This window comes from Haemophilus sp. HMSC066D02 (assembly GCF_001810545.1).
Lineage (GTDB): Bacteria > Pseudomonadota > Gammaproteobacteria > Enterobacterales > Pasteurellaceae > Haemophilus_D.
The window spans coordinates 191,515-212,331 of sequence record NZ_KV801824.1 but is presented as its reverse complement, the minus strand read 5'-3'; the positions used below and the strand labels follow the sequence as shown (position 1 = coordinate 212,331).

The following is a 20,817-nucleotide window of genomic DNA, read 5'->3' as shown; positions in this document are numbered from 1 at the left end:
TATATTATCTCCTGCATATTATTTTGCTTGAATTTCTATTTTGAATAGCATTCTAGGCAATAAAAAATGCAGGCCAAACCCCACAATGTGGCTTTTGGTCTGCATACATACAATTTGGAAACATTCATATTAAAGACATAGTTAAATAAAGGTATAGTTAAATAACCAATATCCTCACCGTAACTAATGAATGCTCAATATCGTATAAATAAGCACAACAAAAAAGCCTATCATCGGGTATAGATTCTGCTTTTTTTATTGCCAGCTTATCTTAAACGCATTGAGGCTGTCATAGTTTCGGTTCCTCCTACATCTTTGTTTATATCAATTTATAGTATAACACAACAAGATGATATGTTCAATATAAAAGTTATGGAATGAGACTCATACTTCCAATTCGATGCCAGATTTAAAGGATATGACGAAGTTTTCTTCATAGACTGTAACGCTCTGGATTATCTTCCTTAGTAGCAAGCGATTAGCTTTCACAAAATCTTCTGTTTGTAGTTTTAAAAATTCATCAGGATTTTCTAACTCAACCTCAAAATATTTCATTTTACATTCCCTCATTTCATTTATTGATAAATTGAGTTTGCAAAAAAGAGTGGACAATTTTTGTCTACTCTTAACCTTTAAAATAGTTTTTTTTAATCGATTTGAAGTTGCCTAAATTATTACTTATTCGGTAAAATGAAGTATTGCTTTCAACAGATTTCCTTCAACTACACTTCACTTGATTCAAACAAGGTGGGTACATTTCTATTCCCACAAACTCCTTGTCAATGGAAACAAACACGTACCCACAGGGTAAATGGAAATAGAAACTGATAATTTCTAGCTATCACTTCTACTCATTCCAAAAATTTTCTCACTCTGATACTTACCCACCATAAAGCAAAAAGCCTTGCAATCAAGGCTTTCATTATCCCTTTCGTTCAAAGGTTTCTAAGCTTTTACGAGCAGAGCGACACACTCAGCGGTTCGCTATCTCCGTTCTGTCTGCGTGCTAGCACTTGTCAATCACGGACAGCTATCGCATGGGCGGAAGTAAATGCTAATCTTCGTCGTTTTACTCCTTGACTAGCAAACTTACCGCCTCAACATGTCCTGTATGTGGAAATAAAACACGATTAAAGATAAGGGAAGATACTGAATTAAAAAAATTCCCCCTCTATTGTCCGAAATGCAGACAAGAAAATTTAATTGAAATAAAGCAGTTCAAAGTAACTGTGATTACAGAGCCAGACGCAAAGACGCAGAGCCGATAAAATGAGATTAATACAATCTCATTTTATCGGCTCTTTCCGTTATGTATGGATTCTTTTAATTAGTCTTCGATGTTTCTTGCTTCGTTGATACCGCTGGCTAAAGATTCCATTAAGGATAGTTCTTTGTCTGTAAAGCTATCCATGTATTTCTCTATCTGTAATCGTCGGGTGCTTTTTACCAAGTTATTAGCAGGTAAGAAAAATTCATCAACGGAAACATGAAGTAACGATACAAGGTCATAAAGAACTTGTATGCTGGGGTGTTGCCCTTTATTTTCAATATTAGTTAAGTACCGTGGGTCAATTTCAATCAATGCTCCCACTTGTTCACGAGTTAAACCTCGTTTCAATCGAGCTTCTTTAATGGCTAAACCAAAGGCTCTAAAATCATATTTATCTTCTTTTTTACGCATAGTAGACCACCTCTATACATTTTATTGTTCCTACTGAATTAAAAACAGGTATAGAAAAACGTGTTATATGGTTTATAGGTTTATATTTAATAAAAAGCACTACTAAACGCCAATAAAAAAAACCGTTATATGGTAGTGCTATTTACGCTGTTAAAATATTGTATATTACTTCCAAATGGCGGTTTGTTGGAGGTCAACGTCGCCATGAAGTACATCATATACAATAAATTTCCTTACATTGGGTTCTTGTCAAAAAAAGTCGTCTATCTGCAATAGATAAGTACGTCCACCAATGTGGTTTTATAAATCATATAGATAGAATAACAGAAGCATGTAAACAGAGAAATAAATCTGTTTATATGCTTTTTTGGCTATTCAGAACTTTTTTACAAAGTTTATTTATCAGTAATGCAACAAATCCCCCTTTCACATTGGGACTAAGAGTGAAAGGAGATAAACGAGCAAGGCTCACTTCCTTTCCTAGACAGAAAGGGGGTGAGAAACATGAAACCATCTTCTTTTCAGACCACAATAGAAAATCAGTTTGACTATATCTGTAAACGTGCTATGGAAGACGAGCGAAAGAATTATATGCTTTATCTTTCAAGGATTGCAAAGCGTGAGGTGTCCTTTTCGGATGTTGGCGATTATCTTGTTAGCCAGTTTGCGACAACAGATAACTATTCAACTGACTTTCAGATTTTTACACTCAATGGGTTATCAGTAGGCGTTGAAAATGATTTGTTGAGTGAAGCATTACGTGAGTTGCCAGACAAGAAACGTGAAATTCTACTGCTGTTTTACTTTATGGACATGAGCGATTCAGAAATTGCAGACCTGTTGAAATTGAACCGTTCTACTGTCTATCGGCATAGAACCAGTGGACTAGCCTTAATTAAAAAGTTTATGGAGGAATTTGAAGAATGAAAACACAATATCCTATGATTCCCTTTCCTCTCATTGTAAAGGCAACAGATGGCGATACCGAAGCGATTAACCAGATTCTACATCATTACAGAGGGTACATAACGAAGCGTTCCCTACGACTTATGAAAGATGAATATGGCAATCAAAGTATGGTCGTTGATGAAGTCTTACGTGGAAGAATGGAAACCAGACTGATTACAAAGATTTTGTCATTTGAAATTAAGTAATATCCTCTCTCCTTTCGTGGAAGCGTGCTAAACCATTCCACGCTTCCCGAACAGGGAGGTTTGTTATTCCACCAAAGCATATTGAGCTTTCAATGTGTTTTGATAGGCTAACGAGCCATTGTTCTTTGAAAACTGAATAAAAGTAATCGAATACGTTTCGATAAGAAAAGAGCCAACGGAACTAACCGCCATGACCTATCTTATAAAGATAGCGAGCGATTCATGTTAGTGATCCGAGAAGCAATCTTTAGCAGGATTGCCTGCAACGACATTCTTATCGTGATAATGATACTCCCATACAGTCAATAGTCCGAGCGTGATAAAACCGTCGCAGGCAATGAGTATGGCTACATGAGAACCATGCAGGGGTGGAACTCCCGTGAGCTTTGCTAAAGCTGTTCGATTGCTGGTAAAACAACTTTTATGAAATCCAAATAAGTGATTTGGAAAGGAGGATTTTATGAAGCAGACTGACATTCCTATTTGGGAACGTTATACCCTAACCATTGAAGAAGCGTCAAAATATTTTCGTATTGGCGAAAACAAGCTACGACGCTTGGCAGAGGAAAATAAAAATGCAAATTGGCTGATTATGAATGGCAATCGTATTCAGATTAAACGAAAACAATTTGAAAAAATTATAGATACATTGGACGCAATCTAGCGTCGCCAAAGGGTCTTGTATATGATAAAATAGTATTAAGTCGTATCAAGGCTCTTTCCATAAAGGAAAGGAGCAAATGCCATGTCAGAAAAAAGACGTGACAATAAAGGTCGAATCTTAAAGACTGGAGAGAGCCAACGAAAAGACGGAAGATACTTATACAAATATATAGATTCATTTGGAGAACCGCAATTTGTTTACTCGTGGAAACTTGTGGCTACAGACCGAGTACCAGCAGGAAAGCGTGATTGTATCTCACTTAGAGAGAAAATCGCAGAGTTACAGAAAGACATTCATGATGGTATTGATGTTGTAGGAAAGAAAATGACACTCTGCCAGCTTTACGCAAAACAGAACGCTCAAAGACCAAAGGTTAGAAAAAACACTGAAACTGGACGCAAATATCTTATGGATATTTTGAAGAAAGACAAGTTAGGTGTAAGAAGTATTGACAGTATTAAGCCATCAGACGCTAAAGAATGGGCTATTAGAATGAGTGAAAATGGTTATGCTTATCAAACCATCAATAACTACAAACGTTCTTTAAAGGCTTCATTCTATATTGCTATACAAGATGATTGTGTTCGGAAGAATCCATTTGACTTTCAACTGAAAGCAGTTCTTGATGATGATACTGTCCCTAAGACCGTACTAACAGAAGAACAGGAAGAAAAACTGTTAGCCTTTGCAAAAGCTGATAAAACCTACAGCAAAAATTATGATGAAATTCTGATACTCTTAAAAACAGGTCTTCGTATTTCAGAGTTTGGTGGTTTGACACTTCCAGATTTAGATTTTGAGAATCGTCTTGTCAATATAGACCATCAGCTATTGAGAGATACTGAAATTGGGTACTACATTGAAACACCAAAGACCAAAAGTGGCGAACGTCAAGTTCCTATGGTTGAAGAAGCCTATCAAGCATTTAAGCGAGTGTTAGCGAATCGAAAGAATGATAAGCGTGTTGAGATTGATGGATATAGTGATTTCCTCTTTCTTAATAGAAAGAACTATCCAAAAGTGGCAAGTGATTACAACGGCATGATGAAAGGTCTTGTTAAGAAATACAATAAGTATAACGAGGATAAATTGCCACACATCACTCCACATAGTTTGCGACATACATTCTGTACCAACTATGCAAATGCAGGAATGAATCCAAAGGCATTACAGTACATTATGGGACATGCTAATATAGCCATGACGCTGAACTATTACGCACATGCAACATTCGATTCTGCAATGGCAGAAATGAAACGCTTGAATAAAGAGAAGCAACAGGAGCGTCTTGTTGCTTAGTAGTACAAATGAATTTACTACTTATTTACCACTTCTGACAGCTAAGACATGAGGAAATATGCAAAGAAACGTGAAGTATCTTCCTACAGTAAAAATACTCGAAAGCACATAGAATAAGGCTTTACGAGCATTTAAGAAAATATAAAAAGATAATTAGAAATTTATACTTTGTTTAAGAATAAAAATTTGTTATCAACTCATCATTAAATTCATCTTTTTGTGCCTTACTTACGATAATTAAAAATATCATTAATGCAGCAATGTTTGCTGCATTCATTTGATTTTGGTTATTAGATGAGTATCTAAATTTTTTTAGACCACCGTCAATAACCCATCTACTCGGCATTTTGGACCAATATTTCATTTTTTTTTGTACACCCATAAAAATAGACTCATACATAAGAACATAAATCCAATACCAATTGAAAGATCGGTTAATTCAGTTACAAAGGTAGATAAATGATCTAAATTGAAGTTTGATAAAACGGTCATGATTAATGATAAAAATCTCTGTATTTGCATATTGATAAACTCCTATATAAATTTTTATACGGTATATTTATCTTTATACGACCCTAATATCTAGATATAGTTTTTATAAAATCCCCATAGAAACGTAATAAAATCAAATTGTTACTTATTAAAAATCAGTCTTTATTTTAAACTAATTAGTTCATAATGGATAGATTTATTCACTATACATTTCATCCAGGCTATCATAATCGCTATATTCATTCTCTGATTCAGTTGTATCTTCGTTTAATTCTGATTCTAATGTTCTTCGGTCTTCATCACCTAAAAATTTCCAGTAGTTACAAATCAACTCCTTTTCGCCATATTTTTCCCATACTCCTGGATAAAAGTATTCTGCTTCAACGTGACAAATCCCTCCTTCGTGAGGGTCTCTTATATTAGCTATAGATTCAAGACTTTGAGTTGCAATAATACACGTGATATAGAGTAGATGGCGTTTCATAGTTGGGTCAGTATTTTAAAAATGACTAATTCTAAACATCCTATCCAATACTAAGTAGCTTTATTTAGAAACTCTCCTGAAGATAAAAATAAATTATCAATGATGATACAGGGCTAAATCTATATTATTTGTCTAGAAACTTTGATTTTGGTTTTTAGACGGTCTAAAAACTAGAGAAGGGTAAGATTTTAGACTGGCAATATTAGGTAGTCTAAAAAGTATTGAATTTTGAACAAAGGAGTATTTATGAAAGGCTATGAAATTGAACTTGAGGACAAAGGACAGGATTTCACAAAGTTAAGAACGGATGAACAAGGTATAGTGATAGCAGCCGAACCATATCAAACAGATGTATGGAAAGGGGCTTTAATTCCTATTTCTCAACAAAAAATAGGTGATTTATGTATGATTCATCACTTACCGCATATTGAATATGGTTATCTGAAATACAAAGTGTTATCCATTAAAGAGATTAACTATTAAGTTTTGCACATACAAGGAGAGAAAAATGGATACATCATTTTTAACTGACGGGGGCCTATTAAAAGGGGGGCTTGCAACAATGTTATTTGGAATTGTTAATTTAATCTATGTTAAATATATGGAGAAAAATAATCCTAATCCGTCAAGGAAAGAAGTATTAAGAGATTTTGCAGGGTATAGTTATCGAGAATACACGTTTATTTCACAAGTGATTATCGGTTTAGGTTGGTTAGCTGTCTTGAGTTCTATCGTTGGCTATTTGCTTGAATGGTTAGGTTGGATTTAGTTAAGTTTTGATAAGGATATAACAATGAAAGACAAGAAATTTGTTGAGGTAGTAGATATAAGTTCTAATCATACTTTTGTCGTGGGTTCGGTAGGAAAAGGAAAAAGAAGTGAGATTTTTAAACAGTTATTGAGAGAAAAAGAGAACAATGAAATGCCTGAACCTCTTATTGGTGATCGTGTAATTCCTGCTGATGAGTTACTTCATTCAGATAAAACAAAGTATTAAGTTTTGCACATACAAGGAGAGATCAAATGAGCTTTAAAGAACAAGAAAAAATGCTATCCGACATAAAAAATTTAAGAAAAGCAAGAAGAGAATTATTTTCTACAAAAATTTACTTATTTTGCTGTGCAAATATCTTCTTTTACTTTTTTGTTGTTTTTAATTTATATAATAGTTTCTATAAAGATGGAGTAAAAATTCTATTCATTCTTCTTGCGATAATTCCATTATTATTTTCAATTACCATATACAGCTTTAATACATTAAAGGTGTCAGCTAAAAAACTATTATCTCACGATGCAATATCTATGTTATCTAGTAATTCATTAAATGAATTAAAAAATTTTGTCTCAACAAAACTTTTAAAGAATAAAGTTCTTTTTATTAGAAAATATGAATTGGATTCATTTATATTAAAAATGGAAAAAAAGTTAAATAAAATGAAAAAGGAAAAAGCCGATAATGAATTTAAAAGTAAAGTTAATTTAATTTTGAATGAAAAATAGATTAAATTGAGAAAATAAATGAAATTTGGAAGTGTTTCTTTTGAATTTTGAACAAAGGAGCAAAAAATGGAAAAAATCACAGTTCGCCTAAATTATTGTCTAGCAGACAATGAAATTCGATTAGCAAACATAGATAAATTAAAGCTAATCATTTATTTATGTGAAATGAAATTGGAAAAAGGTATTGATTTACCTTTTAAAGAGGTAACAGTAATAGGTACAGATTACATATCTGATGATTACACTCTAACAAAATCGTTGGGGCAGGTTGTAAATCGATCAAGAAAAATAGGGGTCGTTTTCACTCTATGGGAAAAATGGGAACAAAAAGAATCTGATTTTTCTAAGTGTTGAAATTTGAACAACGGAGTAAAAAATGCAGTTTAAAAGTTTTTCTTTCAAGGTTTTTTTGTATGCCAACGTACTTATGTTGGGGTTATTTGCTTTTTTTCTTGTTCCTGCAATTTTACTTAAACAGCTTGAATTTAATGGAGTTGAAATAGTTGAACTTTTAAGTATTTATATGGGAATGACCGCTGTTATATCTACCGTTTGTTTTCTTACACAGAAGAGCGGTATTGCAAAGTATTTTTTAGTGGAATTTATATTGCTAGCGATAATTTTTGCATATTTAGGATATAAATTTAATGTTTTGAATTTTTAATAAAGGAGTTAATTATGGACTATGATTATCAAAAAGGCTTTGAAGAAGGTTATAGAATGATTATGGGGGCATCTGCATTGCTACCTTTAGCACCTATTCAACCATTGACACCGCTTGGAAGTACTCCATTTAGAGAGGGATTAAAAGCTGGTATAAATTTAGCTAAAAGAAATAACCAACAGTCATTTAATAACATTTTTAAATAATTTTAAGAGAGAAGATGGCATTAATAGGATTTGCTCGAGTATCAACTCAACAGCAGGATCTAAGTGAACAGATTCAAGTATTAAAAGAATACGGCTGTAAGAAAATTTTTTCAGGGAAGCATTCCGGTAAAGCTGAGAAAAATAAAGCACAATTGGATGAACTACTGGATTATATCCGAGAGGGTGATGTTGTTGCAGTAACTAAGCTTGATCGCTTAGGAAGGAGTCTTGCTCAGTGTTTGAATACACTTGAACTATTTAAGAATAAAAATATTGGTTTTGTTGCAATACAACAAGGAATAGATACCCGAACCCAAAACAATCCTATGGGGATGGCCTTAATTCAATTGTTAGGTATTTTTGCTGAATTGGAAAGAAGTTTTATTGTCGAGCGTACTCAGGAAGGGAAGCGAACAAAACTTGCTTCAGGTCATAAAAATGCATTAGGTGGCCGTCCACCTAAAGTGACAGATAAAATACGTAAAAAGATTTATGCGGATTTTAGAGCTGGTGATTCTATTTCAACAGTAATGAAACGATATGATTTATCTAAATCAACGGTGGCGAGACTAAAAGGTATTTATAATAGGGAAAATTTAATGTCTGAAGAGTAGAAAAAAACAGTTAAGTATAAGCTTCCTGGTTTTTTATTCGTTACAATGTATCTACGATGTAGTTCATTTAGCTATTAACCCCCTAGTTATTTTCTGACTCAGAGTTCTTATTTCTGAGAATTATAAACAAAAATGGCAGGGCTCAACTCTGCCATTTTTGTTTGTTTTGTTATATTGAATAAGTTTCTAGAAGTTTTTTTAGCATTTCCGCCCTTGATAATTTTTCCTTTTCACAGATTGAATCAAACATATCTGCTACATCTGGCTTTAGGCGTAAAAGTATCTGTCTATAGTTATCCTTGGTGTATTTATTAGCATTAACACTGATAGTCTTTTTCCTGGTGTTGCTTAACTTGCTATAGCTCATTGTTATCCTCTAAATATTTTTTCAAAATCTCAATGGATACCGCATGTTTTCCGGCAATCACTAAATTTTTACCATCTATTTTTAAATTTTGCGTTAGTCGGTAAGTCTTTTTCGGCTTTGATTTTGACCGCACTTTATTGCGGACTAACAGGATTTGATACTGCTGTTCTGGTGTTTTTATTTTGCCATCACCGATAGTTTGATAAATTTGGGCTGCTGTGAGGTCGGATATTTTAACCTCTTTAATTAGCTGTTGATTATCGTCACCCAAAATAACAACATCCAAAGTGCCTTTTTCGGCCAGTTTTTGTTGCTCTCTTAATGGTAATTTTGCCATGCTGGATAACAGCGTTTTTTGCCCGGCATAATTGACAACAAGCCGCGCGTCAAGTTGATTTGTAGCGATTAACGGGATATAAGTCATCACACCATGGCGTAACTCGCTCAAGTCCTCTCCACGCGACTCTAACTCCCGCCATATTGCCGCAATATACATGAGATATTCCGCCGTAATGCTTAGTGTTTTGGCTAATTCCGCTTTTAAATCTTGGATTGTCATGCTTTTAACGGCGACAATATCAAAACTATTTGTCTTTGTTGGTAACATTTAATAACTCCTTTGTGCCGGTCATTAATTCATTTAACGCCTTTCTCTGTCTATGTTCGCGCTGCTTTGTGCGTTGATACTCTTGATATTCCGCCCACTTTTGCGGATCTAATTTCAACTCTTCCCGCTTTTTGGCTTTGTGCTTTCGCTGTATCGCTTGATTTCGCTCAAGTCGCTCCGCTTTCTCTATATCGCTTAAACTATCCCAAAATTTGCGCCGTTGAGCCTGTATCTCATCTTTTTTATCTTGCCATCTATTAGCTTGATAAGTTTTCCTAACTGCCTGATAGGTCGGATCTTGCATACGTCTATAATGTCTTTCCCTCTGCGCCTCTAGGTGTTCGCGCATTCGTTCTGGATCAGCTTTTCGGTTTTCGCGGGCTTTGGCGTGGTTGCGGATATTTATCTCTGGGTTTTCGGCGATCCGCTTGGCGTAGTGCGCATTTTGGATATTGTGTATCTTCAATTTTTCGCACTCCGCACAGCAAGTATTTTTCCGCCCACGTTCCGGCGGTACTTTTTTACCACAAACTACGCAATCAAGATTGCGACAATATTCGCAAAGCTCAAAAGTACGCCCACTTGCCCGCCGATATTGATAATTTCTACCGCACTGCGGGCATGGTCTTGTTATCGGCTTGTTTTTAATTCCCATCTTCGCCGCTCGCCCAATACACTCGGACGGCATCAAGCACAGCAAATTGTTGCGCCTGTGTCATCCCCGCTAATTTGTTGTAAAGTGCGGTCAAATCTTGCGCTAAAGCGCCGTAGTGAGTGCGCAAGTCATCAGCCAAATCAAACGGCATTACAAGTCGAGTTAAATCACTACCTGCATAGATATTATACAACTCAATCCACTCAGATTTTGATAGTTCGGGTTTTTCCACTCGAGCTAAATGAGCTAACTGCTCAAACGCGTTATTAATGTGTGCCGATAGTCCTTTTTGCTCACCCTGAGGCGTGCGATCTGTCACATATTGCAATGCGCCTTTTGATAGGTGTACTGCTGTTTTTGCCATTTTAAAAGCTCCAATTAAAGCCCCAGAAGGGGCTTTTGAATTAATCTAATCTTACTAGCTCATCATAATTTGATGCGTATCTGTTTCCGTCCGCATCGATGATTGTAAAGCTATCTTCGATTTTTCTTGCCGCTTTTGCGCAAGCCTCGGCTGTTTTAAATGTTTTGTAGATGTCGCCGTAAAAACTCGCCCAAACAATCGCATATTCACAACCTTTTCTAAATTTGATCTCGCGGTCGTAGTGTTGGCTTGCGATGTCATGGATAGTGCCGGTACCGCTCATTTTCTGTGGGATAGTGTAAGTTTTCATAATTTGTTTCCTTTTTCTGCCCCTGCCGATTGGTGGGGTCTGGTTAAAGTTTTTGATGGTATAGCCTTATATCTTGGCTATAGGGTGTATATTATATAATATACGTCTTGTTTACAAGCACTATTTTGTCAGTTTTGTGTAAATGTTTAAAAGCCTCTTATTTACGCCAATGCGTACATTGTTAAATATGTAAATGCCCTTATCTGTTTAGATAAAGGCATTTATGTTAGTAAAACATAGGTTCATTTTCCCAATCAATGTCAAGCGGGGGTTCTTCTACTGGTTCAGGTTCAATAACTTGATATTCTGCTTCAGTATAGGAATCTGCACTCTCCAATTTTTTGTTCCAATTTCCTAATATGTGAGCTGGTGTGTATAAATGGTAATTCACCTCATCTTTAAGGGTGTTACCAATAATGACTTCTCCCGGTATATGTAAGAGTGTCATTTGTATATAACACATTAATGCAGCAGTAAAATCCAAATCTCTTGCTTGAGCCCACATTTGTTGCTGAGGGTTAAAGTCCTCTTCGCGCAAATAATTATAAGCCTCAATAATCATTACGCCCGATCCACAAGTTGGCTCTTGCAATGTCAAAAAGCCACGTTTTTTAATTAAACTATGACAATCTGATAGAGTTACTGCTGCCATTAAGTGTGCAATGTGACTAGGTGTGAAATATTGAGCTTTATATTCATCACCTAAATCTAACGCCATGAACACAGAGCCTAGGAAATCATAGGTTTTATGCTCCAAAGCCTCAACAATAATGTTGAAAAGGCGACTGAGAGCTTGTTTTTCATCTTCATTATAATGCCCGCCAGCTGTCTGATAACGTTGTCTCAACGATTCATCTGCTTGTGCACCATATATAATGAGATAGAATTCCAGGGCAAAGATTGTAATAAAGTCGTAAAACACTTCTGAGCGTCGATATTGTGGTGCAATCGATTTAAAAAGTGCGGTAAATTTTTTCTCGAAATCCATAGATTACTCCTAAAATAACGGGAGCAATCCCCTTTGAGGATTACTCCCCAAAGGGTGGTTTATGAGAACTCTAACAAAAAACGTTAGAATAGTTTAATAGAAGCTAAGCCGCTAATTTTGCTTCTTCATTCGATGTTAATTCGAGAGCATTTAACAAGAATTGTGTTGCTTCACGTGCTTGAGAAGATGCTCGGAAAATAGCTTTTTTATCGGCTTTTAATGCGTTAATCCAATGTTCAATATACGCTGCATTTTGTGAAATTTTATTGCAAACATTCACGTGCGCACAGGTAAAGGCGCTTGTGAGTTCAGCTATTAATTCTTCAAATGCATATTGTTCAGAGCCAAATTTATCAAATTTAGCTACACCGTCACGATTTAACCGGTCTTTATGTCCGGTGGCGTGACCGCATTCATGCAGTAGAGTTGCATAGTAGTCGTCAGCTGTATTGAATTTTTTAAAATCCGGCATCACAATGCAATCTTTTCTCGGCATATAACAAGCACGATCTTGTGCTTTGTTATACAGCTGCATACCCATTTTATTGGGTAATACATCTAAATCCGGACGAGCTTGCATTTCAGAAGATTTTTCTGGTTCAGGATATTCTTCATAGTATTTTTCTAAGCCTTCACACTGTTCAATATTAAACACGTGATGACCACGAATAAATACAGATGACTTCATTTTCGGATCACCGTTTTCATCAAGTACAATGTTTCCGCTATCGTCTTTTTCTTCAAACATATTTTGTTTATAGAAAATAATAACTGTACTTTTCTCACCTGTTCGGACTTGGCCACCTAGATGATTTGCTCCTTGAAAAGTTACCCACTTGCGTTGAGTAAAGTTTTTTCTAATAGCGCTCATCCAAAGCAGAAGTACGTTGATCCCGGAGTATTGACGACCACTTTCACCGTTGCATGGAATAGCCATTTGTGGCCATCCACTATCCCAAGGTTTTTGCCATGGCATCACACCTTGTTCTAATGCTTCGAGAATTTGGTCTGTAATTTGTTGGTATAAATCTTTGGCAGGTTGAGTTCTTTTTTTCATGGTTGTTCTCCAATAAAAAAAGGGAACAACCCCCCCGAATGGGAAATTGCTCCCAGTCGGGTAAAAGAAAACCTTGAACACGCCAATGGCATGATCAAGGTTTGTTGTAAAGGTTGCAGGTATTAATTCAGTTATGAATTAACACCAAGGGAATGTGTTTTCTTGCTTTGTGCTTTTTGCTCTTGTTGGCGTTTTAATGATCGCACGCCAATAAAAGCAACTGTTCCCATAAAAAACAGTACAAAGACAATTGCAAAGAGGAACCCATTCCAGTTTAACGTAATATTCATACGTTACGCTCCGTCTGTCTCCATTAAGTTGTTGCAATATTTAGCTAACAACACACCACAGAACCAAGCTATTCCGCCAAATATCATAATGATAATGGCAAGAAGTAGCGGAATATTGTCATTCTGAACAAACATTGCGACAAACGCAATACCTAAGATGTAAGTGCCGATTTTACGAAAATCTTCAGAAACCAGCAGCATTGTTTTTTTGTCCCAATTGGAACTAACAAGCTTGAGTAAACGCTTAATCATGTTTACCCCCTTACACTTAACAAATCTTTACGGTTTGCGTATGGCGAAACTGTAAAGAAGTGATATTTCTGTCCGTATTGACTAGGGATATTCACCATAATACGAGTAGAAGATACATCTTTTCCTCGATTTTCCCAGGCATTTAATGCTTGAGTGCGAACTTCCTCTATTAGAGATTCTGAGTCATTATGTTTGGCTAGATAAGCTAAACAACTGTTATGTAATGTCACTTTCATAAGTTTTCTCCTACAGCAAGGGAAACCTTTACCTCTAAGGGTAAAAATTCCCCTTAGGGTTGAAAATGAATAGCTTATGCAATGTTAATGCATAAGGTAGTAAAGAGTACCCACTGTACCAACAATACCGACAATCAAAAATAAAATGCTAAATAACGTTGTTCGTTTTAACCACGTTCTTTGCACATCATCAATAATTGCCTCATATTCTTCCGCTTGGCTATCTAGCATCATTTGTAATTCGCAAAGCCGACGAGCTTCTTCGTCTTCAATGCTTTGATTGATACCAGATGTCACTTGTTTGTATTTATCGGTTGCTTTGTTTTTAGCTGCAACGAAAAAACGGCCCAAGTGTTTTCCCACACGAAATGATAATGTTGGAGTTTCAAGAGGGTTACTTGATGGAACATCATAGTGTTCCAATTGAGTGGATGAGGACATAGTCATTCTCCTAATGTGAAATAAAAAATTCCTTGGAAAAATGACATGCCCGAAGGGAATCATTTTCCCTCGGAAGGTCTTTAAGGTGGCATTCCTACGATTTCGTAGAGTATCCTTTCAGAATGCTGGATAACATTTTGGCTATGATTCTACTTGCACTAAGGCAAGGCGTTGCTTCTCAAGAATCGTGCAACTTATAAGAGCTGTTTGCACAGCGACTTATCAAGTCCAATCATACTTAATAAGGCTGTCGAATCTCTATTAAAAATTGTTTTTTGGAAATGGAGAATTTATCTCAAAATCAAAAAGAATTTTTTATATATTCCCCCCTGTCATTTCGTTAATGTTTCAACTATCCAATTTCATCGTAAGGGATGGTTATGTCTATAAAAAAATCACTGTTTCTTTTCGGTTTGTTACCACTATCAGTGTTCGCCCAGGGGCCTAATCCCATAATTACTGTTTATTCAACACAAGATTATCCAATTCTTCACGCAGAGCTTGCAAGCCAGGTGTATTTACTTGATCAAGTTGAGCAATGGGAAAATTTGATTAGTCAGCGATTGAGTGCGAATCCTAGTGTAGCAGCTCAGCAAGCATCTCAGTTTTTTCAGTCTGCTGAATGGAAACAATCTGAAGAGCAATTAAAGCGTTCTTATCAGGGCCTTATAAGTGGTTGGCAAAATGGAATCAAGAAGGTGCCTGCAATTTTATTTCAATATCCGGGAAAAGAGGATAGCGTCATATATGGCGAAACCAATATTGCTCAGGCATTAAGTTTATGGCAACGAGAGATTACAAAAGAGGGGACAAGATGAAATTGAAAAAAATGACATTATCCGGGCTTTGTATTGCAATTGCGTTGACCAGTATTTCAGGGCAAGCTTCGGAGTCCGGTCAATCTTCTTTAAATACTGCATCGATTATGGCATCAAGTGCTTCGACAAGTTGTTTAGATTATAAGGTCGTTGGCACCTGTTTTTGGTTATTTTGTACAAAATTCGGCTGTAAAATCCGGACATCTACGAAAATAAAACACTATATTCCCGAGGTAGTGGTTTCAAGTTATAACCATCAGGCTCAAAATCCTTGGGTGGAAATGAATTTCCTTAGTAATGGGGTAAAAGGTGGAGATTATCAATCACCACATAAAGACTACACGCAAGCAACATTTAAAAATGTTGATGTAATCGGCCATCCGCAGGGGGCGATTAGTCAAATGCTTAATAGTACAGGGTATTACTGCAAAAGTCAGACAACGCCTTTTGTGCCTTATTACTTGAGTGGTTTGGACTTTTTAGCGTGGCGATTTGGTGTTCCGGAAATGGTTTATCCTGAAGCGCTTATTCCAGGTATGAGAGAAATTAGAGCAAATGGAGACACTTGGGGAAATATTTATCCACGAGCGGGTACAGTAACACAAGTTCATGACTATAAAGCTTCAGCTGTAACAGCGCATCGAGTAGCGGATGTTGTGACAAATACTTTCCAACCACATGTCTATATACCGATTGCGAAAAAAGATAATCAATCGAATGGTGAGTGGTTTCCCCCTCCAGTGAAAGAAGGGGATGCTAAGACACATAAATGGCAACAGCTTCACCCGGTTACTTCACAGTCTTGTGCTATTTTTCCTGATAACCCGCCAAGCATGCTATCTGAAAATGGTAGTTATGCCTGGGCATTATGGCGTCCTTACAAGTGCTGTAAAAAACGCGGACAAACATTTTTGTATAGTATTGATTGGTCTAACTAATAAAGGAATTGAGTATGAAATTACATTACGCGCTGAAGGCATCCTATATTGCTATATCATGCGCAATCTTATCCTCAACCATGCCTGTATCAGCCTCGAATAGCAATCCGTTTGGATTTAATAAAGCCGATTCTATTTTGTCTGATAAGGTGTTTTATCAGATCGGGGGCGGTGTAGGTTATATGGCTCCCCCAAGTCGAGGTACAATTCCCGCAGCTGAATTTGGGATTGGCTGGAAAGCCAATTTGATGTGCGGTAATTTTGATATTAAAACGAGTATTAAAAATCAGTTAAATGGTTTAACTGAAGGTTTTAAAGACCTTTATAGTAACGTAATAGAATCAGCCACTGGGGCGGTTGCTAGTTTACCTGCAATGGTTATTCAACGAGCAAACCCTCAGCTGTACGATATTCTTACGAATGGTTTATATCAAGGTAAAATTGATTTTAATAGCTTAAAAACCAGCTGTGAAGAAATGTCTAAGAAGCTTGCAGACGCAACTTTAAATGGTCGTTGGTCTCAAAGTTCGGATATGGAATCCTATAAAGATATTACTTCAACAGAGCCAGATGCGACTCGAGCTAAAAAGAGACTTGAGGAATCTCAAGGTAAGGAAGGTAAAGAGTGGGTCGGGGGTAAAAAACGCGGTGGCCAAGGGCAAGAACCAATCAAAATTGTTGAGGATGTTGCAAAAGCTGGCTACAACATGCAAAACAAGCGTAATGTATTAGAATCAGGTCGAATCTCCGGTAGTAGTTGTAGCGGATTACTTTGTCAAACTTGGGATAATCCTAAAGATATGACAGATTGGTTAACGAATGTGATCGGTGAGAAGCAATTAACTACTTGTAAAACAGATTGTGGTACGGCAAGCAGTTCTCGAGCTGGAGTGGGCCTAACACCTGAAATTGAAAAAGAAAATATTAAGACGGTAACTCAATTACAAAAAGCACTTAACATGAGCACTCCTTCCGTTGAAGTACTTGCAGAATTAAGTTCTACAACAGTTCCTGTAACTCGTGGCTTAATTGAGTCTTTACGAGAAGATCCCGATGCTCAAGTATTAGGACAGCGTTTAGCCAGTGAAATTGCTGTAGCTAAAACAATGGAGAAAATGCTTCTTGCACGTCGAGCTGTTTTAACGGGTATGCGTGAGCCAAATGTGGCCAACAATAAAGATGCTCAAGAAGAGTTAGAAAAGATCCTCACTTTAATTGACCGAGAAATTGGTCAAATTAGAATGGAGATTGATCTACAAAAATCACTTACCGGGAATTCCGCAGTTGCAATCCTACAAAATAAAGAGCTACGTGAATATAACACTGGAACCGGAAATGTTACACGTGACAGTGTAGATAAACGGATTAGCGATTTAGCTAATGGTACGAATAGCAATGCTGCTGAATTGGCAGATGCTGACAATATCAATATTCCTCGTAACAATGTCACTTTAGAAGTGCCTCAGATGTCAAACTCCCTGTCTTACACCGGGACTGGCGGTACATCCGGAAATAGTAGAGGTAACACTTCTTATTCATCAGTTCCAGCAATTAAAGGGACTGCACTTGATCAAGCTACAGGGTTGTTGAAAAAATTTGAAGGGTTTAGTGATAAAGCATATTGGGATGTCAATGCTTATCGCACTGGATATGGTTCAGATACTATCACAAAAGCAGATGGTACAATTGTCAAAGTAACGAAAGATACTGTAGTTAGTCGTGCTGACGCAGAGCGTGATTTAGCACGTCGAACACAAGAATTTGCAAATAGAGCGAGAAATAACGTATCATCTTCAACATGGGATAAGTTACCGCCAAATGCCCAAGCCGCATTAACATCTTATGCCTATAACTATGGCTCATTAACAAAAGATGTGATTGCTGCAGCCCAGGCATCTGCGCAATCAGGCGATATGAACGCACTAGCAAATGCAGTAAGAAATCGTCAAAACAATAATAATGGTGTAAATGCTAAACGTCGTAACCAAGAAGCAGATTACATTTTAGGAAAATAAATAAAGGATATTTTTATGAAAAAATTACTCACTATTGGAGCGGTAGCTATGTTTGCAACGCCAGCTTTTGCAGCTAATAATATTTTTTCTTGTACAGCAGAGAACGGAAGCCCGGTGTCTGTAACAAAAAATGGTTCAGATTATGAATTCACTTATGGCCAGGTTTCTTTTAAAAATCCAGTAAAACAAGTTTTTGCTAATCAAGATTCTTATGTAGCTACTGGTTCAGGATTTATTACTAGCTCATTAGAAATGAGAAATAATGGCACAAGTTACACGATTCAATTTGTGCAACCACACAATAGTAACAGTATTGAAGAGCCAATGCTTTATATCACCAATGGCAGTAAAATGGATACGGTGAGCTGTAAAGCGGGTAGTGCAACTCAAAACTTTGAACGTCGCAGTATGAAAGCTTCATAAGCGTAAATAGAGATAAAATAAGCGGGATTTTCCCGCTTATTTTTTTAGTGGTATTCACTATTTTTAAAGATTTGTATTAAATTATTTAAAATCTCCTGTTCACATTCATTTCCGTTAATGATGTTCAGTTCATCATCAAGATGAGTAAGCATTTCATCAATTCCTAATTCATTAAGCGCTACTTCGTTTAAACTGACCAGCCATTTTTTAAAACTAACTTTCATACCCCCCCTATTGAGCTATTTATTTGCGTTGTGTTATCAAGATACATTGAAGAAATAGATAAATCAGTAAAATGAGTAAAATTTGCGACGTGGATCGCAAAAATCACATTTTTCCTGCTTAAAACGAGGTTTTAATAAAAGAATAATAAGAGTACAATGAGAGTAAGTCAGAGTATTTTAATAGGAGAGAGAATATGGACGCTCAAAAGTTTGGCCATACTGTCGGACAATTTTTTAAGAAAATTGACCGCACTTTGTCATTTCTCCCAGGAAAGCCTCGTAAAGCTGTTGTGACAGCTGCTGCTCTTGCTGCGAGTCCAATTTTGGCTGGAGTTGTAATTTCTAAAGCTAAATCCTTTAAAGAGACTGATTATGGCAGTGGCGCTGAGAATAAATCCATAATGAATACGCTGTTAGAATTTGAAGAACATGAGGATGGCTATCGAGATGGCCCTGAGGGGGTTGGTTTTTATTCTTTTGGAACAAGAATTGATGTTGAGGATGACGTAGATACATTTGAACACATGGATGAGTTTTATGAGATAAAATAAAAGGGGAATATAAATTCCCCTTTTTATTATTTTAACTTGCTTTGAATTAACTCTCCGCCTTTTCCCCCTGCTGAACTAGCATGATTTGAACCTTGTTTTAATGCTTGAGACATAGCCCCGCCCATATTAATACCTGCCCAAGACATAGCGCCAAACCATAATGTTGGTAAAAATATAAACATACTTCCCATCACAAAATTAGAGATAATATCGTCTTGCGCATTCTCTAAAAAATTAATATTAAATGAGTTATGAGACGGTGAGCTGTACATAATCTCAATCATATATGAGTCTAACCATCGAGCTAATTCCCACCAAAATGTGGTTGTAATAAGTGCAAAATATACAAAGCTTAGTGTCACTACAGCTTTAATTGAAAAACCACTTAAAATCGTAATGACTGGAATTAAAACTATCAGGGCCATAATCATAAAGGATTGAACCATTGGTAAGGCTTGTCGCATTGCATCGAGGCCAGGGAATATCGCTAAACTTCCTACTGCAGTTCCTACAGTTGAGGTGAGTCGAGTGATGGCATTCCAAAATCCAAATTCAACACTACCACCGTAACCTTGGTACATTTTCCCTTTTGAAACATCTATGTTTTCAGAGCGTAAAAGTGTTCTCAATAAAGCTTCATCTTGGTTGTCGATAGAGTTAAAGAAATCACTCACCTGGGCAGATAAGTTTTGACGCATATCTGTAAGTAAGCGAGATTTTAATCCAGCTCCACTTTCATCCCACCATTGATCACAACTTGGGAAACCACCTTTTCCCGAATTAGGTAATGCCGCATCTCGATTTGCATCATAAGGGAACGTGCTAATAGGTTGCTGAGCCCTAAAACGAGGGTAGAGCTCGCTGTTATTAATAAGCAATTTACCACCTAACCAGGATGTTTCGCGGATTTGTGCCGGACTCAAGGCAATTTGGCTTGTTTGTAATTTTTGACGAGCCGGGATATAGCATTGTTGCACAAATTGCTGTACTTCAGTTAATAATGCTGGGTTAGTGATTTTTTGATGTTGCACTTCAAATCTAACTTGACGTAAATCACGCTGGCAAGGCAATACTGCAGTCATACCATAAGTTAGACCTTTATCCACTTTGTGCATCAACATCCACCAAATAGGAATTCGGGCTTGTCTGTCTCCAAATGTTGTCGTAAATGGCGCATAGCCTGATTTATCCGGGGAAGCAGGAACTTTATAGCCACATTGAATAGATGAACGTTCATTGTATTCAAGGTTATTCAATGATACCGGGATAAGAGGGGCTAATGTCAAAACAACGATAAGCATTGCTGGAAGGAGTTCGATTGTGAGCCAGCGGATTAATAAATCCCCTTTCTCACCTTCATCATCCCCTTGTTTAGCTACGTCACGCCAAATTTTAAAGATCATTCCGATAAGCGGAAGAAGCCATAACCCTGTTCCAACAAATAACGCAAAAACTCCGTTATTAAGCAACCAACCAAGTAGAGTCAGGAAATATTCAAGATAACTGTCAACTGAGAATGTCAT

35 protein-coding genes are annotated in these 20,817 nt (G+C 36.6%); 18 read left to right on the top strand and 17 right to left on the bottom strand.

What is annotated here, in order from left to right:
* Window positions 1-384 precede the first annotated feature (384 nt).
* The gene (locus HMPREF2750_RS08310; RefSeq protein ID WP_000873143.1) at window positions 385-555 is read right to left on the bottom strand and encodes a hypothetical protein; all 171 of its coding nucleotides are present in this window, start codon (window positions 553-555) and stop codon (window positions 385-387) included.
* Between the two features lie 521 nt (window positions 556-1,076).
* On the opposite strand from HMPREF2750_RS08310, the gene HMPREF2750_RS09895 reads away from it, so the two are divergent.
* Window positions 1,077-1,268, top strand: a complete 192-nt coding sequence (locus tag HMPREF2750_RS09895) for a cysteine-rich KTR domain-containing protein (RefSeq protein WP_001860868.1) — start codon at window positions 1,077-1,079, stop codon at window positions 1,266-1,268.
* Window positions 1,269-1,327: 59 nt separating this feature from the next.
* On the opposite strand, the gene HMPREF2750_RS08305 is transcribed toward HMPREF2750_RS09895, so the two are convergent.
* Window positions 1,328-1,681, bottom strand: a complete 354-nt coding sequence (locus HMPREF2750_RS08305) for a helix-turn-helix transcriptional regulator (RefSeq protein ID WP_001227347.1) — start codon at window positions 1,679-1,681, stop codon at window positions 1,328-1,330.
* A 504-nt stretch (window positions 1,682-2,185) separates the two neighbouring features.
* On the opposite strand from HMPREF2750_RS08305, the gene HMPREF2750_RS08300 reads away from it, so the two are divergent.
* Window positions 2,186-2,608, top strand: coding sequence for a sigma-70 family RNA polymerase sigma factor (locus HMPREF2750_RS08300; RefSeq protein WP_000804885.1), 423 nt, complete (start codon window positions 2,186-2,188; stop codon window positions 2,606-2,608).
* The gene (locus HMPREF2750_RS08295) at window positions 2,605-2,835 is read left to right on the top strand and encodes a helix-turn-helix domain-containing protein (protein ID WP_000857133.1); all 231 of its coding nucleotides are present in this window, start codon (window positions 2,605-2,607) and stop codon (window positions 2,833-2,835) included. The genes HMPREF2750_RS08300 and HMPREF2750_RS08295 overlap by 4 nt, the downstream gene beginning before the upstream one ends.
* Window positions 2,836-3,060: 225 nt before the next feature.
* Here HMPREF2750_RS08295 and HMPREF2750_RS10160 read toward each other — a convergent pair whose 3' ends face one another.
* The gene (locus HMPREF2750_RS10160; RefSeq protein ID WP_001845478.1) at window positions 3,061-3,312 is read right to left on the bottom strand and encodes a hypothetical protein; all 252 of its coding nucleotides are present in this window, start codon (window positions 3,310-3,312) and stop codon (window positions 3,061-3,063) included.
* On the opposite strand from HMPREF2750_RS10160, the gene HMPREF2750_RS08290 reads away from it, so the two are divergent.
* The gene (locus HMPREF2750_RS08290; RefSeq protein WP_000814511.1) at window positions 3,296-3,499 is read left to right on the top strand and encodes an excisionase; all 204 of its coding nucleotides are present in this window, start codon (window positions 3,296-3,298) and stop codon (window positions 3,497-3,499) included. The genes HMPREF2750_RS10160 and HMPREF2750_RS08290 overlap by 17 nt on opposite strands.
* 81 nt (window positions 3,500-3,580) lie before the next feature.
* Complete coding sequence (locus tag HMPREF2750_RS08285) at window positions 3,581-4,798, top strand: tyrosine-type recombinase/integrase (RefSeq protein WP_001291561.1); 1,218 nt, start codon at window positions 3,581-3,583, stop codon at window positions 4,796-4,798.
* Between the two features lie 172 nt (window positions 4,799-4,970).
* Here HMPREF2750_RS08285 and HMPREF2750_RS08280 read toward each other — a convergent pair whose 3' ends face one another.
* Both HMPREF2750_RS08280 and HMPREF2750_RS08275 read right to left on the bottom strand, forming a co-directional pair.
* On the bottom strand, window positions 4,971-5,180 hold the full coding sequence (locus HMPREF2750_RS08280; RefSeq protein ID WP_070583401.1) for a hypothetical protein: 210 nt from the start codon (window positions 5,178-5,180) through the stop codon (window positions 4,971-4,973).
* Window positions 5,181-5,486: 306 nt separating this feature from the next.
* On the bottom strand, window positions 5,487-5,774 hold the full coding sequence (locus tag HMPREF2750_RS08275) for a hypothetical protein (RefSeq protein WP_070583400.1): 288 nt from the start codon (window positions 5,772-5,774) through the stop codon (window positions 5,487-5,489).
* Between the two features lie 246 nt (window positions 5,775-6,020).
* Between HMPREF2750_RS08275 and HMPREF2750_RS08270 the strand changes: the two genes are divergently transcribed.
* The 8 genes from HMPREF2750_RS08270 to HMPREF2750_RS08235 all read left to right on the top strand — a co-directional run bounded on the left by HMPREF2750_RS08270 (window position 6,021) and on the right by HMPREF2750_RS08235 (window position 8,758).
* A complete protein-coding gene (locus HMPREF2750_RS08270; RefSeq protein WP_070583398.1) occupies window positions 6,021-6,257 on the top strand; it encodes a hypothetical protein in 237 nt (78 codons plus the stop codon).
* Window positions 6,258-6,282: 25 nt separating this feature from the next.
* The gene (locus HMPREF2750_RS08265) at window positions 6,283-6,543 is read left to right on the top strand and encodes a hypothetical protein (RefSeq protein ID WP_070583396.1); all 261 of its coding nucleotides are present in this window, start codon (window positions 6,283-6,285) and stop codon (window positions 6,541-6,543) included.
* Between the two features lie 24 nt (window positions 6,544-6,567).
* Entirely contained in the window at window positions 6,568-6,771 is a 204-nt protein-coding gene (locus HMPREF2750_RS08260; protein WP_070583394.1) for a hypothetical protein, read from the top strand.
* A gap of 26 nt (window positions 6,772-6,797) precedes the next feature.
* Window positions 6,798-7,274: a hypothetical protein gene (locus HMPREF2750_RS08255; RefSeq protein ID WP_070583392.1), complete on the top strand. Its 477-nt coding sequence runs from the start codon at window positions 6,798-6,800 to the stop codon at window positions 7,272-7,274.
* Between the two features lie 66 nt (window positions 7,275-7,340).
* The gene (locus HMPREF2750_RS08250; RefSeq protein WP_015701377.1) at window positions 7,341-7,628 is read left to right on the top strand and encodes a hypothetical protein; all 288 of its coding nucleotides are present in this window, start codon (window positions 7,341-7,343) and stop codon (window positions 7,626-7,628) included.
* 22 nt (window positions 7,629-7,650) lie between these two features.
* A complete protein-coding gene (locus HMPREF2750_RS08245; protein WP_070583390.1) occupies window positions 7,651-7,938 on the top strand; it encodes a hypothetical protein in 288 nt (95 codons plus the stop codon).
* A 14-nt stretch (window positions 7,939-7,952) separates the two neighbouring features.
* On the top strand, window positions 7,953-8,144 hold the full coding sequence (locus HMPREF2750_RS08240; protein ID WP_005653495.1) for a hypothetical protein: 192 nt from the start codon (window positions 7,953-7,955) through the stop codon (window positions 8,142-8,144).
* Window positions 8,145-8,158: 14 nt separating this feature from the next.
* The gene (locus HMPREF2750_RS08235) at window positions 8,159-8,758 is read left to right on the top strand and encodes a recombinase family protein (protein ID WP_070583389.1); all 600 of its coding nucleotides are present in this window, start codon (window positions 8,159-8,161) and stop codon (window positions 8,756-8,758) included.
* 356 nt (window positions 8,759-9,114) lie between these two features.
* On the opposite strand, the gene HMPREF2750_RS08225 is transcribed toward HMPREF2750_RS08235, so the two are convergent.
* From HMPREF2750_RS08225 to HMPREF2750_RS08185, 10 genes are all read right to left on the bottom strand, one after another.
* Window positions 9,115-9,732 carry a hypothetical protein gene (locus HMPREF2750_RS08225; protein WP_070583387.1) on the bottom strand — a complete coding sequence of 206 codons (618 nt, stop codon included), beginning with the start codon at window positions 9,730-9,732 and terminating at the stop codon, window positions 9,115-9,117.
* Complete coding sequence (locus HMPREF2750_RS08220; RefSeq protein WP_070583385.1) at window positions 9,710-10,387, bottom strand: flotillin family protein; 678 nt, start codon at window positions 10,385-10,387, stop codon at window positions 9,710-9,712. The genes HMPREF2750_RS08225 and HMPREF2750_RS08220 overlap by 23 nt, the downstream gene beginning before the upstream one ends.
* A complete protein-coding gene (locus HMPREF2750_RS08215) occupies window positions 10,377-10,751 on the bottom strand; it encodes a hypothetical protein (RefSeq protein WP_070583384.1) in 375 nt (124 codons plus the stop codon). Before HMPREF2750_RS08215 ends, HMPREF2750_RS08220 begins: the two co-directional genes overlap by 11 nt.
* 40 nt (window positions 10,752-10,791) lie before the next feature.
* Window positions 10,792-11,061 (bottom strand): hypothetical protein, encoded by a 270-nt coding sequence (locus tag HMPREF2750_RS08210; protein WP_046949694.1) that lies wholly within the window; start codon window positions 11,059-11,061, stop codon window positions 10,792-10,794.
* Between the two features lie 226 nt (window positions 11,062-11,287).
* Window positions 11,288-12,049, bottom strand: coding sequence for an N-6 DNA methylase (locus HMPREF2750_RS08205; protein ID WP_070583381.1), 762 nt, complete (start codon window positions 12,047-12,049; stop codon window positions 11,288-11,290).
* Between the two features lie 103 nt (window positions 12,050-12,152).
* Window positions 12,153-13,106: an ArdC family protein gene (locus tag HMPREF2750_RS08200; protein WP_070583380.1), complete on the bottom strand. Its 954-nt coding sequence runs from the start codon at window positions 13,104-13,106 to the stop codon at window positions 12,153-12,155.
* 131 nt (window positions 13,107-13,237) lie between these two features.
* The gene (locus HMPREF2750_RS10075) at window positions 13,238-13,396 is read right to left on the bottom strand and encodes a hypothetical protein (protein ID WP_005667862.1); all 159 of its coding nucleotides are present in this window, start codon (window positions 13,394-13,396) and stop codon (window positions 13,238-13,240) included.
* 3 nt (window positions 13,397-13,399) lie between these two features.
* Complete coding sequence (locus tag HMPREF2750_RS08195; RefSeq protein WP_005687602.1) at window positions 13,400-13,648, bottom strand: hypothetical protein; 249 nt, start codon at window positions 13,646-13,648, stop codon at window positions 13,400-13,402.
* A 2-nt stretch (window positions 13,649-13,650) separates the two neighbouring features.
* Window positions 13,651-13,884: a hypothetical protein gene (locus HMPREF2750_RS08190; protein WP_005653503.1), complete on the bottom strand. Its 234-nt coding sequence runs from the start codon at window positions 13,882-13,884 to the stop codon at window positions 13,651-13,653.
* 84 nt (window positions 13,885-13,968) lie between these two features.
* Window positions 13,969-14,325 carry a hypothetical protein gene (locus tag HMPREF2750_RS08185; RefSeq protein WP_044509376.1) on the bottom strand — a complete coding sequence of 119 codons (357 nt, stop codon included), beginning with the start codon at window positions 14,323-14,325 and terminating at the stop codon, window positions 13,969-13,971.
* A 380-nt stretch (window positions 14,326-14,705) separates the two neighbouring features.
* On the opposite strand from HMPREF2750_RS08185, the gene HMPREF2750_RS08180 reads away from it, so the two are divergent.
* The 4 genes from HMPREF2750_RS08180 to HMPREF2750_RS08165 are packed head-to-tail and all read left to right on the top strand — an operon-like array spanning window position 14,706 to window position 18,519.
* Window positions 14,706-15,143 carry a TIGR03757 family integrating conjugative element protein gene (locus HMPREF2750_RS08180; RefSeq protein ID WP_186821582.1) on the top strand — a complete coding sequence of 146 codons (438 nt, stop codon included), beginning with the start codon at window positions 14,706-14,708 and terminating at the stop codon, window positions 15,141-15,143.
* Window positions 15,140-16,081, top strand: coding sequence for a TIGR03756 family integrating conjugative element protein (locus tag HMPREF2750_RS08175; protein WP_005687598.1), 942 nt, complete (start codon window positions 15,140-15,142; stop codon window positions 16,079-16,081). The genes HMPREF2750_RS08180 and HMPREF2750_RS08175 overlap by 4 nt, the downstream gene beginning before the upstream one ends.
* 14 nt (window positions 16,082-16,095) lie before the next feature.
* Entirely contained in the window at window positions 16,096-18,096 is a 2,001-nt protein-coding gene (locus HMPREF2750_RS08170) for an integrating conjugative element protein (RefSeq protein ID WP_070583378.1), read from the top strand.
* A gap of 15 nt (window positions 18,097-18,111) precedes the next feature.
* Window positions 18,112-18,519, top strand: coding sequence for a hypothetical protein (locus tag HMPREF2750_RS08165; RefSeq protein WP_005667853.1), 408 nt, complete (start codon window positions 18,112-18,114; stop codon window positions 18,517-18,519).
* Between the two features lie 44 nt (window positions 18,520-18,563).
* Here the strand turns inward: HMPREF2750_RS08165 and HMPREF2750_RS08160 are convergent, their stop codons facing one another.
* Window positions 18,564-18,743 carry a hypothetical protein gene (locus HMPREF2750_RS08160; RefSeq protein WP_047922037.1) on the bottom strand — a complete coding sequence of 60 codons (180 nt, stop codon included), beginning with the start codon at window positions 18,741-18,743 and terminating at the stop codon, window positions 18,564-18,566.
* A gap of 194 nt (window positions 18,744-18,937) precedes the next feature.
* Here HMPREF2750_RS08160 and HMPREF2750_RS08155 point away from each other — a divergent pair, with 194 nt between their 5' ends.
* On the top strand, window positions 18,938-19,294 hold the full coding sequence (locus HMPREF2750_RS08155; protein WP_047922052.1) for a hypothetical protein: 357 nt from the start codon (window positions 18,938-18,940) through the stop codon (window positions 19,292-19,294).
* Between the two features lie 26 nt (window positions 19,295-19,320).
* Here HMPREF2750_RS08155 and HMPREF2750_RS08150 read toward each other — a convergent pair whose 3' ends face one another.
* On the bottom strand, window positions 19,321-20,817 hold the full coding sequence (locus tag HMPREF2750_RS08150; RefSeq protein WP_040975703.1) for a conjugal transfer protein TraG N-terminal domain-containing protein: 1,497 nt from the start codon (window positions 20,815-20,817) through the stop codon (window positions 19,321-19,323).

What these genes read in the sequence shown, in the direction of transcription:
- HMPREF2750_RS08290 (WP_000814511.1), top strand. Translation starts at nt 3,296, where the DNA reads ATGAAGCAGACTGACATTCCTATTTGGGAACGTTATACCCTAACCATT.
- HMPREF2750_RS08170 (WP_070583378.1), top strand. Translation starts at nt 16,096, where the DNA reads ATGAAATTACATTACGCGCTGAAGGCATCCTATATTGCTATATCATGC.
- HMPREF2750_RS08255 (WP_070583392.1), top strand. Translation starts at nt 6,798, where the DNA reads ATGAGCTTTAAAGAACAAGAAAAAATGCTATCCGACATAAAAAATTTA.
- HMPREF2750_RS08240 (WP_005653495.1), top strand. Translation starts at nt 7,953, where the DNA reads ATGGACTATGATTATCAAAAAGGCTTTGAAGAAGGTTATAGAATGATT.
- HMPREF2750_RS08205 (WP_070583381.1), bottom strand. Translation starts at nt 12,049, where the DNA reads ATGGATTTCGAGAAAAAATTTACCGCACTTTTTAAATCGATTGCACCA.
- HMPREF2750_RS08210 (WP_046949694.1), bottom strand. Translation starts at nt 11,061, where the DNA reads ATGAAAACTTACACTATCCCACAGAAAATGAGCGGTACCGGCACTATC.
- HMPREF2750_RS08285 (WP_001291561.1), top strand. Translation starts at nt 3,581, where the DNA reads ATGTCAGAAAAAAGACGTGACAATAAAGGTCGAATCTTAAAGACTGGA.
- HMPREF2750_RS08220 (WP_070583385.1), bottom strand. Translation starts at nt 10,387, where the DNA reads ATGGGAATTAAAAACAAGCCGATAACAAGACCATGCCCGCAGTGCGGT.
- HMPREF2750_RS08190 (WP_005653503.1), bottom strand. Translation starts at nt 13,884, where the DNA reads ATGAAAGTGACATTACATAACAGTTGTTTAGCTTATCTAGCCAAACAT.
- HMPREF2750_RS08160 (WP_047922037.1), bottom strand. Translation starts at nt 18,743, where the DNA reads ATGAAAGTTAGTTTTAAAAAATGGCTGGTCAGTTTAAACGAAGTAGCG.
- HMPREF2750_RS08265 (WP_070583396.1), top strand. Translation starts at nt 6,283, where the DNA reads ATGGATACATCATTTTTAACTGACGGGGGCCTATTAAAAGGGGGGCTT.
- HMPREF2750_RS08245 (WP_070583390.1), top strand. Translation starts at nt 7,651, where the DNA reads ATGCAGTTTAAAAGTTTTTCTTTCAAGGTTTTTTTGTATGCCAACGTA.
- HMPREF2750_RS08305 (WP_001227347.1), bottom strand. Translation starts at nt 1,681, where the DNA reads ATGCGTAAAAAAGAAGATAAATATGATTTTAGAGCCTTTGGTTTAGCC.
- HMPREF2750_RS08235 (WP_070583389.1), top strand. Translation starts at nt 8,159, where the DNA reads ATGGCATTAATAGGATTTGCTCGAGTATCAACTCAACAGCAGGATCTA.
- HMPREF2750_RS08150 (WP_040975703.1), bottom strand. Translation starts at nt 20,817, where the DNA reads ATGACATTCTCAGTTGACAGTTATCTTGAATATTTCCTGACTCTACTT.
- HMPREF2750_RS08200 (WP_070583380.1), bottom strand. Translation starts at nt 13,106, where the DNA reads ATGAAAAAAAGAACTCAACCTGCCAAAGATTTATACCAACAAATTACA.
- HMPREF2750_RS08155 (WP_047922052.1), top strand. Translation starts at nt 18,938, where the DNA reads ATGGACGCTCAAAAGTTTGGCCATACTGTCGGACAATTTTTTAAGAAA.
- HMPREF2750_RS08195 (WP_005687602.1), bottom strand. Translation starts at nt 13,648, where the DNA reads ATGATTAAGCGTTTACTCAAGCTTGTTAGTTCCAATTGGGACAAAAAA.
- HMPREF2750_RS08310 (WP_000873143.1), bottom strand. Translation starts at nt 555, where the DNA reads ATGAAATATTTTGAGGTTGAGTTAGAAAATCCTGATGAATTTTTAAAA.
- HMPREF2750_RS08185 (WP_044509376.1), bottom strand. Translation starts at nt 14,325, where the DNA reads ATGTCCTCATCCACTCAATTGGAACACTATGATGTTCCATCAAGTAAC.
- HMPREF2750_RS08295 (WP_000857133.1), top strand. Translation starts at nt 2,605, where the DNA reads ATGAAAACACAATATCCTATGATTCCCTTTCCTCTCATTGTAAAGGCA.
- HMPREF2750_RS08300 (WP_000804885.1), top strand. Translation starts at nt 2,186, where the DNA reads ATGAAACCATCTTCTTTTCAGACCACAATAGAAAATCAGTTTGACTAT.
- HMPREF2750_RS08215 (WP_070583384.1), bottom strand. Translation starts at nt 10,751, where the DNA reads ATGGCAAAAACAGCAGTACACCTATCAAAAGGCGCATTGCAATATGTG.
- HMPREF2750_RS08250 (WP_015701377.1), top strand. Translation starts at nt 7,341, where the DNA reads ATGGAAAAAATCACAGTTCGCCTAAATTATTGTCTAGCAGACAATGAA.
- HMPREF2750_RS08175 (WP_005687598.1), top strand. Translation starts at nt 15,140, where the DNA reads ATGAAATTGAAAAAAATGACATTATCCGGGCTTTGTATTGCAATTGCG.
- HMPREF2750_RS08180 (WP_186821582.1), top strand. Translation starts at nt 14,706, where the DNA reads ATGTCTATAAAAAAATCACTGTTTCTTTTCGGTTTGTTACCACTATCA.
- HMPREF2750_RS10160 (WP_001845478.1), bottom strand. Translation starts at nt 3,312, where the DNA reads ATGTCAGTCTGCTTCATAAAATCCTCCTTTCCAAATCACTTATTTGGA.
- HMPREF2750_RS08275 (WP_070583400.1), bottom strand. Translation starts at nt 5,774, where the DNA reads ATGAAACGCCATCTACTCTATATCACGTGTATTATTGCAACTCAAAGT.
- HMPREF2750_RS10075 (WP_005667862.1), bottom strand. Translation starts at nt 13,396, where the DNA reads ATGAATATTACGTTAAACTGGAATGGGTTCCTCTTTGCAATTGTCTTT.
- HMPREF2750_RS08280 (WP_070583401.1), bottom strand. Translation starts at nt 5,180, where the DNA reads ATGGGTGTACAAAAAAAAATGAAATATTGGTCCAAAATGCCGAGTAGA.
- HMPREF2750_RS08165 (WP_005667853.1), top strand. Translation starts at nt 18,112, where the DNA reads ATGAAAAAATTACTCACTATTGGAGCGGTAGCTATGTTTGCAACGCCA.
- HMPREF2750_RS08260 (WP_070583394.1), top strand. Translation starts at nt 6,568, where the DNA reads ATGAAAGACAAGAAATTTGTTGAGGTAGTAGATATAAGTTCTAATCAT.
- HMPREF2750_RS08270 (WP_070583398.1), top strand. Translation starts at nt 6,021, where the DNA reads ATGAAAGGCTATGAAATTGAACTTGAGGACAAAGGACAGGATTTCACA.
- HMPREF2750_RS08225 (WP_070583387.1), bottom strand. Translation starts at nt 9,732, where the DNA reads ATGTTACCAACAAAGACAAATAGTTTTGATATTGTCGCCGTTAAAAGC.